Raw genomic sequence first — 13,976 nt, 5'->3', positions numbered from 1 at the left:
ATGTTAGCCTGATCTCCAGCGTGTCGAAGAAATCATGCCGGCATTGATGCATACGAGCCGCAGCAAAAGTCACAGGATTTACGGCAGGCTGAATGGCGGCCCCTGAATGCGGGCTCATCCATACCGTCCGGATACGCAAAGTGCATTCGTCAACATTTCTTTGCAAAAGGTCTGCAATTGGCCATGTTTCGGTAAAAGCCGCGCCACAGTTCACATGAAAATGGCTATCCGGGATTTTGTCAAAAGGAGCGGTCGATGGATACGCAGCCTATGAGATGGTGGAATGGTCAAAGCGAGACGACCCGAAGGCTGGGTTCCGGGCTTGCTGTTTGCGGCACCGTTGTCGGTGCTCTTTATGTCATTGTTCAAACCGGCCCCGTCGACCGCACCATACAATTCATCGACGACAGCGGCCGCATCGTTATCAATCGCCCAGCACCCGCACCGCAGCTTGCCGTGAACCATTTACAGTTAGCGATTGATGCGAGCCCGGCAAAGCCGCAGATGGCAGTGCCAATTCCGCAACCTTCGCCGCTTGCTGCCATGACCAAGACCAATTTGCCGGTAAAGCGCATTGCGTCGCATTCCGATGCTGCAAAGACCAGGATCGCGTCATCCGGTGACGTGGAACATTTCGACCGCTGCCTGCCGCAATGCGAAACACAGGATCCGCTGATAACAGGTCACCCGGAATATGCTGAGGCAACTCCGCCGCTTGCAAACGACGATCCGCCTCCCGTGCTGGAGGAAAGGGTCGGATTTCATCCGCTTGCCGGCGCGCGCAACCTTTTGAACAGAGCGGTGGATGCCCCTGGCATGATGTTCCGCCGCAGCCGGCAGATGATCGACAATGTGGCCCGCGTAGACTGGTAATTGGGACGCATGTCCGCGCCCATTGCCGATATCGAGGCAACGGGCGCAGACTTTTATTCTCGAGCGAAGGGGTGTTGAGACACCCGACGAAAAGCCGCCTATAGGCCGCCGGCGCTCGCCGTACTGCGCAGCAGCCGGCAAAGGCTGACAAGACCAGCATCGAAATTGCCGGATGCCGTCACCTGACGACAGGCAATCAGCATACGTTTCTGCTCAGCGCTCGACATGGTACGGAAAGCGGCAAGCGTGCGGGTGCTCGATCCCCTGCCGGAATTGCCCGAGCCCAGCCCGAAGCCGCTCGTGCCGCCTGTGCCTCCGGTTGCCATACCCATTCCACTGGAGCCGGTACCCCCAGTCGAGCCAGTCCCGCTGCCGGTTCCACCGCCGCTGCCGCCTGAACCGCTCCCACCGATACCAACACCCACGCCGACGCCCACTCCGGATCCGCCGACGGAGACACCAGCGCCGGCATTGACACCACTTGAGCCTCCAACCGAAGCGCCGAGACCAGCGTTGACGCCATTGCTATTGGCCGATGCGCCCACGCCGGCATTCACTCCGTTGGAACCGCCAACGGACGCGCCGACGCCCGCGTTCACACCACTCGTTCCGGATACGGAAGCACCCGCACCGGCGTTGACGCCGTTCGTGCCGCCGACCGATGCACCGACGCCGGCATTAAGCCCATTGGAACCAAGCCCTGCGCCCAAACCAGCGTTGATGCCGCCGACCGATACGCCAACACCCAATCCGCTGCTTCCGGATCGGCTGCCGCCGTGATCCGTCCCGCCGCCGGGCTCTGCATAACTTGTCGAGGTCAATAGAAGAAGAGCGGATGCAGCGATTGCCATCCGTGAAGATTGTATTCTCATGACTAAACTCCGTTTCAGTTTAGGCTTTTGTCAGCCTGTTTCTGATTGCCGGAGCGCGCGCACCGTAGAGTTGGAATGAAGGGGCCTGTCTATTCTCCTTTCCTCCCAAGACTACACTACAGAATAATCTAATTTAGTAATGCTTCAATATAAAAATTCACGGATGGCTTGCATAATGACAAGGAGATTGGTTCCGAACAGGCCAAAGTGACCTATTTCGCGACAGGGTTACTAGGCTTTTATAGGATGAACGAGGTTTTTTCTCGAAAGCTTTCAGGAGCGCTCCGCCCACACCTTGGCCAACTCTACAAGCGTCTTTACGGCTCTTTCCATATCCTGCCGGCTTACCCATTCCAGCGGCGAATGAAAGGCATGCCCGCCGGCAAAGATATTGGCGCAGGGCAGTCCCATGAAGGAAAGCCTGGAACCGTCCGTACCGCCGCGAATGCTGCCGCGCACTGGCGTCATACCGGCACGGCGGATGGCCTCGACGGCATTTTCGACGATTTCCGGATGGCGATCGAGAATCGTCTTCATATTGCGATACTGATGCCGAACGGTGAAGGTGTGCGAGGAGCCGGGATAGGCTTTCATGACATCCTTGACGATCGCCTCCAGCATAGTCTCCTTGTCGACAAGGCCTTGCTCTTCGAAATCGCGGATGATGAAGCCGAGTGAAGCCTTCTCCATCGAGCCACTGATGCCGGTAGGATGAATGAAGCCGTCGCGACCGTCCGTCGTCTCTGGAGCTATGTTCTTCGGCAGCCTGTCGATGACCGCACCGGCAATCCTGATGGCATTTTCCATTTTTCCTTTGGCGAAGCCTGGATGGATGGCGACGCCATGGATGATAACCTCGACACTGTCGGCCGAGAAAGTCTCGTCTTCTATATGCCCCGCCGTTTCGCCGTCGACCGTATAGGCGAATTGCGCTCCCAGCTTCTTCAAATCCACCTTGTCGACACCACGCCCGATCTCTTCGTCGGTCGTGAACAGAAGCTTGATGGTGCCGTGGCGGATATCGGGATTATCGACGAGATATTTGGCGGCTGCGACGATTTCGGCAAGACCGGCCTTGTCATCCGCGCCGAGCAATGTCGTACCGTCCGAGGTGATGATGTCGTTGCCGATCTGATCGCGCAGGGCAGGGTGCTCTTCAACGCGAATGACCTGCTGCGGGTCGCCGGTGAGGCGGATATCACCGCCGGAATAGTCACGCACGATCTGCGGTTTGACATTCGTGCCGGTAAAATCGGGCGCTGTGTCCATGTGGGAACAAAAGCAGATGACGGGAACCGGCTTGTCGATATTCGATGGAATGGTGGCATAGACATAGCCGTGCTCGTCCAGATGTGCATCGGCAAGCCCGATCGCCAGCAATTCCTCAACCAGGATGCGCCCGAGATTCTTCTGCTTCGCCGTGGAAGGCTGCGTGACCGAAGATGGGTCCGATTGCGTGTCGACGACGACATAACGAAGAAAACGATCGGTGACGGTATCGGTCATGAAATCTGGCTCCGAAGAATCTCTAGGGTTTACATAGCTATAGCGCCGCGAGGGTACATGGATAAACCGATTTTGAGCGGAAGGCGCCAAGTCTGCGAAGCCGGCTGTCGCCGCCCCGATAGAAAAGGCCGCTCCAGCGCCAGGCAGGAGCGGCCATATTCAATGGTCAAGACTTTAAGCAAAACACTCAATCGACCGACGTCAGCGTGACCGACGTACCGGTAGCCGCAACGTTCAAGCCGAGCTGACCCGTAACGCTCACGGTCTGAAGGTGGATGGAGCCGGCGGTGCCACCGACAAGGATGTTCGTGCCCACGCCGGCACCGACAGTGGCTTCAACGGTAGCGCCCTGGTAAAGGCCGCTCAGAGAACCACGATGGTAGCCGGCTGTCGGCGCGAAGACGAGCCAAACGAGCCGGCTGCGGGTCGTAAAGCCGAGATCGACGCCCATCTTGCGGATCGCGCCGGTATAGTGATCGACACGACGCGAATGCCCGACTGTCGAATGGAAGGTGCAATCCATTTCCTTGGCAGAGCCGAGGACGTAGCCGACACCGCCGCCGATATCGCATTCGAGATAGCCGATTTTCACGCCGTTGCGGTCATCCGGCTCCTCGCTATAGGTCGCCGGCATGTCGGCTGCGCGCGCCGCAGCGGTGCCCGCCGCGATCAACGACGCCGCTGAAAACGCCAGGGTCAGGATTTTTCTCATCTGTTTTCTCCTTGTCAGAGTATTATGGGTGGCAAACACCCTCGTGGTAGAGCCGATAGAATCAACCCTCATTTAACGTTCGTACGCGCAGAACGATCCCCAAATTAAGGCGGCTATCGTCATGATCCACTTCACAATATAGGGAAGTCCTTCCGCCACGGCACCCTTTGGGCATTTCACGTTTTGCAACCGACTGAATCGCGCCGTACAAAATCGAGGATTTGCAGGGCAAAGCTCGCCCTGCCTACCCGTCAACCGTGTTGAAGCAAGACTTCCTTGGCGGCAAAGGCGAACACATCGACCGGTTCTCCAAGCCCCTTGAGAGGGAAGGAGCCGAGGCTTTCCATATCCCGCCTGCAGCCGGCCATGTCGACGAAGGCCTTGGACAGAAGTACCGGCCGCTTGACCTCCTTCGTCAAGGACTCCAACCGTGAAGCGATATTGACGGCCGGACCGATGACCGTGAAATCAAGGCGAGTGCGCGAGCCGATATTGCCATACATTACGTCACCGACATGCACGCCGACACCGTAGCGCAGAATTTCACGGCCATGTTTTCGGTTTTCCTCATTGAGTGCGGCAACGCTTGCCTGCGCCTCGCTGATGGCAAGAAGCAGATTGTGACAGGCATTCGGATCGCTCAACGGGAAAATGGCCAACAGGCCGTCGCCCATGAATTTGAGGATCTCGCCGCCATGCTTTTCGATCGGGTCGACCATCGCGTCGAAATAACCATTTAGTAATTCGATAACATCGTCGCGCGGCCACATGTCAGAGATGGTGGTGAAGTCGCGCAGATCGCAAATGAGGATCGCGGCTCCGACCGTGGTGCCGCTGCCGCGCGTCGTGGCGCCAGCCAGGATCTTCTCGCTGGCATGCGGTCCGACATAGGTGCGCAGGAGCGTGCGGGCCATGATGTTCTTCAACCGGATCTCGGTCACCATTGTCAGGGCCGGCAACAGGTCCTTCAAGAAAGTGATGTGCTGTTCGGTAAAGCCGCCCGGAGCATCCGAGGCAAAGGTCACGATATGGCGCTTGCCGAGCGTGTGGTAGATCGGCCAGGCGATATAGTCGGTCAGTCCTTCCGCCTGCATTTCTTTATATAGTGGATATTTCAGCTCCGACTTTTCACAGACCTCGAGATTTTTCCGGACTTCCGTCGCGCCATTGAAAATCTCATTGATAGGGCTTGCCAGAAATTGCGGCGTGTTCTCGACCCCATAGCTGAAGGTCGCGATATCGGCCTCCTTCATGCCGGTGCGCCAAAGAATTCTCGCCCCCAGCCATTGCGGATGCAGCGTTCGGAAGTGCATCGTCGCTCTTGCGACCGGAACTCCGATTGCCCGCATTTTCTCGCAGAGTTCCACGAGGATATTGTCGATGAAACGCTGGTCGCGGACATCATTCATAAGCCAATCGAGGATCTTGCTTTGTTTCGTCGGCCAATTGCCCTGGTCGTCCTGTGTCGAGGCGGCAACGGCCTCAAGAGAAGATTGCATTTTCTATACCCCACAAATTCCGTCACCTGTCCTGGACAGAGAGCGCCATTCGGTCCGAAGGGAACTATACGCGTCTCGTCGTTGACCGGGAACGGCAATCGCCGTTATTTCGCGATTTCGTAAATTATGCGCCCAGCTATGGCGGTTGCGCCTTGAATCAGCCATAGGCTTCATATGGTTCCGCAACTGCTGCGGTGCAAGATTTCATTAAAGAGGTGAGGCATTGAGAGCATATCTGGCAGGCCCGGAAGTCTTCCTCCCGAACGCTAGGGAAATCCTCGATCGCAAGATCGCGCTGGCGCGCAGCTATGGTTTTACGCCGGTTTCTCCCGGTGACCTTGCCGTGCCTGAGACGGAGACGCGCCGGCAGCGCGGACTTGCCATCAGTTCCATCAACGAGAAACTGATGATGAGCGCCGATCTCATCATCGCCAACCTGACGCCGTTTCGTGGTGTCGCCGCCGATATCGGCACGGCCTTCGAACTCGGCTTCATGTGCGCCCGCGGCTGCCCGGCATTTGCCTTTTCCAACTGCCTCGATAACCACTTCGAGCGTGTGAGCAGGCTTTATGGCGGCGAAGTGCAGCTCGGGGAGGACGGACGCCACCGTGGTCCCGACGGCATGGCGCTGGAAAATTTCGACATGACCGACAATCTGATGCTCGATGGCGGCATAGCGACACGTGACGGCGTCATCGTCACGCGTCAGGTCGCGGCTGACCAGCTCTTTCTGGATCTGACGGCCTTCGAGGAATGTCTGGGTCTCGCAGCAAAGAATTTATTGATACACGTCGCCAGCGCATAATGTGCCGGCTATTGATTGGCGCATCCGAACTTCACCATGTTCCGAGAGCAGAATCGATGGCGCGCGCTCTTGCGGGAAGCTGGTCATAAGCGGCAACATCCGGCTCGGCAAAGGCCAGCAGTCCGAGCGATGCGAGAATATCGCTCCCTTGCCGGTCTTGGTGGGCATTGAGAAGAACGGCGCGTAGCGCGTCGACGATATCTGGCGATTGCTGCCTTGCGGCCACCAGCAAAGGGAAGGGAGCCGGCTTCGTGGTAGCGACGATGCGCAACGGCACAATCATGTCCGGCTCGTGCATTGCCATCAGCTGAAAGGCATAGGCGTCGATGGCGCCGACATCTATGGTATCTAAACGAATGGCGTCGACTACGCCGCGTGGATTGAGAAGTGGGCCGACGATCTGCGCCACTGCGGGTCTATTCGCAAGCATGGAAAAGAATTCCCTCGGCGCATTATAGCCGGACTGAGAGTCCCGCACGGTCCAGCCCCAGCGTGCAGTTGCGAGATCGGCTTCAGTCAGCGCTCTTTCACGAGCGGCGACGATATGGCTCGCATAGACAGGCTGCCCGTTTGCCCAGTCCGCCAGGGAAACCGGCGCGGCCAATGGCTGCGGACGCTCCGCCGGCGATAGCCGGGAGAACGGAAAGCCGCACATGAAAACGGCACCCATGTCCGGACGTCTCCATAGGTCGGACAGAGGTGCCGGAGCCGCATGCGCAATGATTTCGAGCTCGACGCCTGACCGGTCGGCAAGCCAATGAAAGAGCTCATCCCAGAGACCGGATATTTTCGGGCTCAGATTGTACATTCGTGAGCAGGCAATGGCCGCGGCAGAGGATATCGTCATGACGCGTCACGCAAACCGAAGGCGCTGGCCGATATTCATGCGCTTTGCCTTTTCAACCATGGCTGCGCCAAGCGCGACGTCGGTGGTGCTCAGGCCCCGATGCCAGAAGAGGATGGTCTCGTCGTCGCTTTCGCGGCCCGGCTTCGTGCCGCAAACGATCTGGCCGATTTCGGCATGCAGCGTCTCCGCCGTCACCTTACCTTCATCGACATGGCGGCGAAGGGCACCGAAGGGACGCCCGGGTCCGCATTGTCCCCAGTCATCCACGACGACCTTGTCCATGATGTCGGTCAGGTCGAATTCGAGTGCACTCATCGTGCCATAAGGTACGACGAAAGCGCCTTTCTTGACCCAGGCGGTCTTGAAAAGCGGCGTCGGCTCTGGCAGCCGGCTCGCCTCGATCATGATATCGGCGCCTTTCAGGCAATCCTCCCAATTGTCCGTCACGATGATCTTCTTGCCGAGATCCTTTTCCAGCCGCGCCGCAAAGGCGTCGCGACTTTCCGGACGGCGCGAATGCACGCGGATCTCATCAAAGTCGAAGAGGTGATCGAGCAGCCGCACGTTCCAGTAGGAAGTGCCGCGTGCGCCGATATGGCCGAGAATCCTGCTGTTCTTGCGGGCGAGATGGCGCGCGCCGATAGCCGTGACCGCGCCGGTGCGCATATCGGTGATGGCAGTCGCATCGATGATCGCCTTCGGTACGCCGGTGCGCGGATCGAAGAGATTGAGAACCGCCAGCTCCGAGGGCAGGCCCTGCTTGTAGTTGTCGACGAAATCGCCGACGACCTTGACGCCGGCATAATCGAGCGGCTTCACATAGCCGCGCAGCACATTGAAATGCCCCTTGTCGGAACTCTCGGGCACGAGATGAACGCGAGGCTCGATGACCGTCTCGCCGCGCCCCTGAGCATCGAGCGCCTTGGTCACGGCGTCGAGTATTTCGTCGTTGGAAAGGGCCAGCCCCTTGGCGTCGATGGCGTTGAGATAGTCGATCCAGATTTCCTGCATTACCGTTCTCCAGCATGTCACCGGCCGTGCCGGTTTATTGGATGATGCAGGCCGCCAGACGGCCTGCGAGAAAGCGAGGCGGCGGGCGTGGACCGCCTTGCCGCCATATCGATCAGGAAGCCATCTCCATCATGTCGGCATTCTCAATGAACTCCGACAGCCTCTGAAAATCTGGTCCTTGCGCACGATCTTCCTCCAGCGGCGGGACAATTTCGCGCACCTTGCGATAGGCGCGCTGCGTTCCGCCGCCGAGTTCGCCCGCCAAACCGCGCAGATCAACGGCCTGGGCGGACGCGACAAGCTCGATCGCAACCAGATAACGCATCCGCTCGATCATCGCCTCGATCTTCGTCAGGACACTCGGCGCCATCGACGCCTGATCCTCGACGCCGTCCGCGACCGGGATCGGCGTGAGCGAAACCGGATTGGCCAGATGGCGTATCTCGGCTTCAAGCGCCGAGACCGTTTTCTGCACGGTGGCAAATCCTGTCCTGCTCTGTCCGAGCGGGGTCAGGAAGCGCGGCAGCTCCGACATGCCCGGAGACATGATTTTCATCGTTCTATAGGCGGTCGCCGCCGCACAATGTGCGATTGCCTGGCCAAGCCGTTCCCATGCGAGAACGAAGGCCGTCATGTCGAAATTGCCGTGAGACAAGATAAGTCCCTCGTCGGCGAGCACGACGGGATTGTCCCCGGAGCTGGCAAGCTCGATCTCGGTGGCGGCGCGCGCTTCGCCGATCGCGTGGAGCAGGGCACCCCAGACCTGCGGGGCACAGCGATAGCTCAAAGGATCCTGCAAGCGCCGTGCCGCACCGTCGACAAAAAGAGAGCTCCCGGAAAGCACCTCGCGAAGTCTCGCCGCGGTTTCGCGTTGGCCGAAGGCTGGTCTTGCCGCCAGCGCGCGGTCATCGAAAGCCGAGACATTGGCGCGGAATGCCTCGAAATTCAGTGCGACGGCTGCAAGCGACCAATCGAACAGGCGCACGATATCCTCGATGCAGAGGCAGGCCTTGCCAACCGACAGGCTGTTGGCGACCACGAGGACGTGGCCATCCTTCGGCGCGATCGGCAAAGGTTTCAGACCGAGTTTCGAGAGGGCATCCCGCGCCGGCATGATCGCGCCATCAAGCTCCGCCTCGCCGTCGCCCAACAAGGCCCGTGCCATATGCCCCAGAGGCGCAAGATCGGCTGCGCCGATCGAGCCAAGCGAGGGAACCACCGGATGAAAGCCTGCATTCAGCGCGGCGACGAGACCGGCGAAAACCGGGAGCGATACGCCCGAGCCGCCAGCCGCCATGCCAGCAATACGAGCGGCCATCATCGCCCTGACGATTTCGCATGACAGCGCCGGCCCAACCCCGACTGCGCGGGCTTGCGGTACACGTAACTGAAATGCGATCAGGTCCTCCGTGGCGAGCCGTGTGTCGACACCTGCGCCCAATGCCGTCGTCAAACCATAGACTGGCTGGTCGGCAGCCAAATAGCGCTCCACGACTGCGCGCGCAGCGACGATTTTGTTTTCGACGTCAGTCGAAACCTCGATGCATGCGCTACGGCGCGCTATCGAAGCAATGTCGCTTATCTTCGGTGCGGTACCGGTGAAACGCACGATGGGTACGGCTTCGGTCATGCCTGCTTGCCTCCAGGAAAAGCACTTATAGCCCGGTGGCTCTTCCTCGATCCAGCCTCCAGATTGCATTTGTTGCCGGGATGGCTGAGGAGTCGCACATCCCGTTTGAAGATTACGAATATTTCCTGATTAGCTCCCCGATTAAGGATCGAATGCATTCGGTACCGCGAGAGTAGGAAGATCAGCGGGTGCGGTCCCGCGGATCGTCGGGCGATGCTCAGCGTGAACAAGCTGTTGCCATTTGAATATTCGGATTGTTCGGTAGACTTATCACGCGACTGCCTTAACCGCCTTCATTTCATGTTCCAAGGGTTGATGACGCTTAAACCGCCAGCCTCAAAAGGGCTAGTATCGCGCGTCGCTACCATAAAGCCATGTGAGGCAGCCGTGGCGGCAATATAGCCGTCTGCCGTGCCAATGGACTTGCCTGCCCTCCTCGCTAACGCCATCAAATCGGCATAGGCTTGCGAGGCATCCAGGTCAAAAGGCAGAACCCGGTTGGCAAAAGCCGGTAAAACCTCCCTTTCCAATCGGTCTTGATAGATCGTACGCCGCTTGCCCTCAGGCATCGCAGCCAAGCCGAAGCGCAGTTCGGCAACGGTGATGATCGAGAGGTAGAGTGTTTCGATCATCTGCGCATCGATCCACGACAACACATTCGGATCGGGCGTGATCTTCCACAGCTCGGAAATGACGTTGGTGTCGAGAACAATCATTCGAAGCTAATCGGCCCGACCGGGGTCTTATCGCGAAGCTGGTTGAAACCCTCAGCTTCGGCTTCGGTTAGCCCTCCCGCTTCACGAGCAATGGATGTCAACAGCGAACCCAGCTTCAGGCGGCCTTCTGGTTTTGCTGCCTTTTCCAGAATATCGCGGATCTCGGCTTCAGTGCTGCGACCGTGCATAGCAGCTCGCACTCGGATCGCACGATGCACCTCGTCCGGCACATTGCGAATGGTGATCGATGCCATTGCTTCACGCTCCCATATTTGATTGCATTGATAGCAATATATGAGAACGCAATCAAAGCAAAGCAAGCGGAAACGCGCTTGCCGGCTTTCTACGCGCTCCAGCATTAACTGCCGGCCTCTTGGTTCTGCTACTGCTCTGGTGAATCCAAAATGAGCGCCTTTGATTGCTGACAACGAAACGGCAATGGCGACGAAACACCGTTGCCGCTCTCGGCTCAAATCATGTGCCGGCGATCCTGCTAACCGCCGACCATGAGCCGCACGACTTCCTCATGATTGGTGTCGGCGATGTTGCGTTCACCGGCAACGATGCCGCGGCGCAGGACGACGATGCGGTCGGAGACCGCGAAAATGTCCTGCAGATTGTGCGATATGAAGATGACGCCGCGCCCCTGCGCCTTCAGCGACTTGATGAGGGCCACGACCTTGCGCTGTTCCGGCACGCCGAGTGCTGCGGTCGGCTCGTCCATAACGAGGATGCGGGCATTCCAATAGACGGCACGCCCAATCGCGACGGCCTGCCGCTGACCGCCGGAAAAGTTGCTGACGGGCGCATCGAGCCTCTTCACGTGGAAATCCAGCTCCGCCATCGTCTTGCGCGCCGCTTCGGCCATGGCTTTCCGATCGAGCACCGGCAGGAAGCCGAAGAGCTTCTTCATCGGCTCACGGCCGAGGAAAATATTGGCGCCGATCGGCAGATTATCGGCAAGCGCCAGATCCTGATAGATCGTCTCGATGCCTTTCTCGCGCGCATCCTGCGGCGATGAGAAGGTGACAGGCTTGCCTTCGATCAGGATTTCGCCGGCGGTCGGCGGATAGACGCCGGAAATCGCCTTGATCATCGTCGTCTTGCCGGCGCCGTTGTCACCCGCAAGTGCCACGACTTCACCGGGCCGCACGACCATGGAGCAATTGTCGAGGGCACGCACCGCACCGAAATAACGCGAGAGATTGCGGACCTCGAGGAGGGGAGTTGCACTATTCATCCTGTTTTGCTCCGCTGAACCGACGCTGCGCCTGGTCGATGAGCACCGAAATGATGATGACGACGCCGACGGCGATGAACTGCCAGAACGGCTCCACATTCATGAAGACGAGACCATACTGGATGACGGCGATGACGAGAGCGCCGGCAATGGTGCCGATGATCGTGCCGGAACCGCCGAAGAGGCTGGCGCCGCCGATAACGACGGCGGCCACGCTATCGAGCAGCAGGGGCTCGCCCGCCTGGGCGGCGCCTGCAGTGAAACGGGCCGCATAGAGCGCTCCGCCCAGGCCCGCACAGACGGCCGAGAGAATATAGAGCCGCAGCAGATGGGACTTGATGTCGATGCCGGCGCGCCGCGCCGCCTGGGCATTGGCGCCGATGGCATAATTATGCTGGCCGAAGCGGGTCTGGCTCAGCAAATAATGCATGATCACCACGAAGACGAGCGTGACGATGACGAGATAGGGTACGCCATAGAATCGTCCGTTGCCAAGCTCGGCGAAATAGGAGTTCTTGACCGGCACCGTCGTACCGCCGGCGAGCAGGAAGGCCGTGCCACGCGCCACGCCGAACATGCCGAGTGTACCAATGAACGGCGGAACCTTGAGACGGGAGATCAGGAGACCATTGATGAGGCCGGGGACTGCGGCTGCCAGCATGGCGACGAGGATGCCGAAGACCATTGCGACGGGCAGAGGCATGTAAAGACCGGCGATATTGGCAATATGCGCGGCGACGACGGCCGCAAGGCCCATGATGAAGCCGGTCGACAGATCGATACCGCCTGAGATGATGACGAAAGTCTGCCCGATTGCCAGCAGCAACGGTGCCACCGCGAAGATCGCAACGGACTGCCAGTTGAAGCTCGAGCCGATGAACGTGCCACCGAAGTCGATCCGCGCCCAGATCTCGAAAGTTACGATGAGCGCAGCAAGAAAGAGCCACGCGCGCAATTGCGCGATACGATTAAGAAGTGTTTTTGCCTGGTCGCCGTGGTCTGCCTGTGGCGCCACGTGCTGATCCGCCTTGCGGACCTCTGCATTGTCGAGTGTCATGGATCGGTCCAAACTGGAGCGTTGGAAGCGCGAAGATTAGGGCGCCGTCGCTCTATCATCGTTGGATAATGTGCCTCGCCGATGGGCGAGGCACAGACTATCTCCGCATCAATCGGAGTAGATGAACTTCGCGATCTTCTTGTCGGCTACGTTCGACTTGTCGATGACCGTGAAGCCGGTCCCGATCGCTGTCGGAATCGAATTGCCGGTGAGATGCGCATAAGCGGCCATCACTCCGAAATAGCCGATCTCGGCCGGATGCTGCGCAATCGCCAGATCGACGAGACCGGAGTTGATGTTATCAACGATAGACGTCGGCGCATCGAAGGCCACCACGCGGATCTTACCCGTCTGGCCGGCCTGCTGCACGCCGTTGGCGGCACCGAGAGCGGAGAACAGATTGGCCCCGAAAACGCCATCGAGATCGGAGTTGCGTGCGAAGACGGCCTGCAGCTGCGATGCTGCCTTGTTGGCGTCGTCATCGTTATATTGCGTCTCCAGAACGGTGATGTTCGGATACTTCTTCATCTCCTCCTTGAACCCCTGCTCACGCTGGTCGGTGGTCGAGACGCCGGGCTTGACGTTGGAAACATAGACCTTGCCCTTTTCGCCAACGGCCTTTGCCAGTGCGCGGGCGGCAATCGCCCCGCCGAGCAGGTTGTCGGAAGCGATATAGGCCAGCGGGAAATCGGCATCACCGCTGCCGGTCTGGTAGACGCCGTTACCGATGAAGGTATCGACGGTGATGATCGGAATACCGGCATCAGCAGCCTTCTTCAGAGGCTGGATGAGCTGATCCTTGTCGGTCGGCGCAATCAGAATGAAATCGGGCTTCTTGGCGATCACTGCGTCAAGAACCGGAACCTGGGTCACCGGGTTGAAATCGGGGCCGCCCTGAAAAACGAGCTCGGCACCGACAGCCTTGGCTGCCGCTTCGGCACCCTTGCGCATGGTAATATAGAAGGCGTCGGTCGTCAGACCCGGAATGAGGGCAATCGTAAACTTCTTGTCTGCGGCTTTGGTGCTGCCGGCAACTGCCGCAACACCGGTAGCGAGCGATGCCACGGCCGTAGCCTTGAGAAATGAGCGGCGCTCCATAATTTTCCTCCTCTTGAAGCCGAACCTCCCCTGTCCGGCAAAGCGATAATCAGTGGGTTACTGCGGCACGTCAAGCAATTTTTTTCTGCAAAGAATTTCCATCATCTTGT

At 58.8% G+C, this 13,976-nt stretch carries 14 protein-coding genes; 2 read left to right on the top strand and 12 right to left on the bottom strand.

Annotated features, from left to right (window positions below; all coding sequences use genetic code 11):
- The first annotated feature begins 255 nt into the window (after nucleotides 1-255).
- The gene (locus FBZ97_RS07125; protein ID WP_145317734.1) at nucleotides 256-873 is read left to right on the top strand and encodes a hypothetical protein; all 618 of its coding nucleotides are present in this window, start codon (nucleotides 256-258) and stop codon (nucleotides 871-873) included.
- A gap of 98 nt (nucleotides 874-971) precedes the next feature.
- Here the strand turns inward: FBZ97_RS07125 and FBZ97_RS07120 are convergent, their stop codons facing one another.
- The 4 genes from FBZ97_RS07120 to FBZ97_RS07105 form a co-directional block, all read right to left on the bottom strand.
- Complete coding sequence (locus FBZ97_RS07120; protein WP_145317731.1) at nucleotides 972-1,745, bottom strand: hypothetical protein; 774 nt, start codon at nucleotides 1,743-1,745, stop codon at nucleotides 972-974.
- 273 nt (nucleotides 1,746-2,018) lie between these two features.
- Entirely contained in the window at nucleotides 2,019-3,251 is a 1,233-nt protein-coding gene (gene pepT / locus FBZ97_RS07115; protein ID WP_145317728.1) for a peptidase T, read from the bottom strand.
- A gap of 187 nt (nucleotides 3,252-3,438) precedes the next feature.
- The gene (locus tag FBZ97_RS07110; protein ID WP_145317725.1) at nucleotides 3,439-3,963 is read right to left on the bottom strand and encodes a DUF992 domain-containing protein; all 525 of its coding nucleotides are present in this window, start codon (nucleotides 3,961-3,963) and stop codon (nucleotides 3,439-3,441) included.
- A 251-nt stretch (nucleotides 3,964-4,214) separates the two neighbouring features.
- Nucleotides 4,215-5,462 carry an adenylate/guanylate cyclase domain-containing protein gene (locus FBZ97_RS07105; RefSeq protein WP_113351181.1) on the bottom strand — a complete coding sequence of 416 codons (1,248 nt, stop codon included), beginning with the start codon at nucleotides 5,460-5,462 and terminating at the stop codon, nucleotides 4,215-4,217.
- 223 nt (nucleotides 5,463-5,685) lie between these two features.
- Here FBZ97_RS07105 and FBZ97_RS07100 point away from each other — a divergent pair, with 223 nt between their 5' ends.
- On the top strand, nucleotides 5,686-6,267 hold the full coding sequence (locus FBZ97_RS07100; protein WP_145317722.1) for a nucleoside 2-deoxyribosyltransferase: 582 nt from the start codon (nucleotides 5,686-5,688) through the stop codon (nucleotides 6,265-6,267).
- A 31-nt stretch (nucleotides 6,268-6,298) separates the two neighbouring features.
- Here the strand turns inward: FBZ97_RS07100 and FBZ97_RS07095 are convergent, their stop codons facing one another.
- The 8 genes from FBZ97_RS07095 to FBZ97_RS07060 form a co-directional block, all read right to left on the bottom strand.
- Nucleotides 6,299-7,075 carry a PhnD/SsuA/transferrin family substrate-binding protein gene (locus FBZ97_RS07095; RefSeq protein WP_145319965.1) on the bottom strand — a complete coding sequence of 259 codons (777 nt, stop codon included), beginning with the start codon at nucleotides 7,073-7,075 and terminating at the stop codon, nucleotides 6,299-6,301.
- A gap of 45 nt (nucleotides 7,076-7,120) precedes the next feature.
- On the bottom strand, nucleotides 7,121-8,125 hold the full coding sequence (locus tag FBZ97_RS07090; protein WP_145317719.1) for an ornithine cyclodeaminase family protein: 1,005 nt from the start codon (nucleotides 8,123-8,125) through the stop codon (nucleotides 7,121-7,123).
- Between the two features lie 112 nt (nucleotides 8,126-8,237).
- Nucleotides 8,238-9,755, bottom strand: coding sequence for a histidine ammonia-lyase (gene hutH / locus FBZ97_RS07085; RefSeq protein ID WP_145317716.1), 1,518 nt, complete (start codon nucleotides 9,753-9,755; stop codon nucleotides 8,238-8,240).
- Between the two features lie 293 nt (nucleotides 9,756-10,048).
- The gene (locus tag FBZ97_RS07080) at nucleotides 10,049-10,471 is read right to left on the bottom strand and encodes a type II toxin-antitoxin system VapC family toxin (protein ID WP_113332632.1); all 423 of its coding nucleotides are present in this window, start codon (nucleotides 10,469-10,471) and stop codon (nucleotides 10,049-10,051) included.
- Complete coding sequence (locus FBZ97_RS07075; RefSeq protein WP_113332631.1) at nucleotides 10,468-10,725, bottom strand: Arc family DNA-binding protein; 258 nt, start codon at nucleotides 10,723-10,725, stop codon at nucleotides 10,468-10,470. The genes FBZ97_RS07080 and FBZ97_RS07075 overlap by 4 nt, the downstream gene beginning before the upstream one ends.
- Before the next feature lie 239 nt (nucleotides 10,726-10,964).
- On the bottom strand, nucleotides 10,965-11,711 hold the full coding sequence (locus FBZ97_RS07070; protein WP_069615566.1) for an ATP-binding cassette domain-containing protein: 747 nt from the start codon (nucleotides 11,709-11,711) through the stop codon (nucleotides 10,965-10,967).
- Entirely contained in the window at nucleotides 11,704-12,768 is a 1,065-nt protein-coding gene (locus FBZ97_RS07065) for a ribose ABC transporter (protein ID WP_145317713.1), read from the bottom strand. Before FBZ97_RS07065 ends, FBZ97_RS07070 begins: the two co-directional genes overlap by 8 nt.
- A 108-nt stretch (nucleotides 12,769-12,876) precedes the next feature.
- The gene (locus tag FBZ97_RS07060) at nucleotides 12,877-13,866 is read right to left on the bottom strand and encodes a substrate-binding domain-containing protein (RefSeq protein WP_113332629.1); all 990 of its coding nucleotides are present in this window, start codon (nucleotides 13,864-13,866) and stop codon (nucleotides 12,877-12,879) included.
- Between the last annotated feature and the right edge of the window lie 110 nt (nucleotides 13,867-13,976).

Origin of the sequence: Rhizobium sp. ERR 942, assembly GCF_007828395.1 — a bacterium.
Classification (GTDB): domain Bacteria; phylum Pseudomonadota; class Alphaproteobacteria; order Rhizobiales; family Rhizobiaceae; genus Rhizobium; species Rhizobium dioscoreae.
The sequence above is the reverse complement of the archived record's forward strand: the minus strand, read 5'-3'. Positions and strand labels throughout refer to the sequence as shown.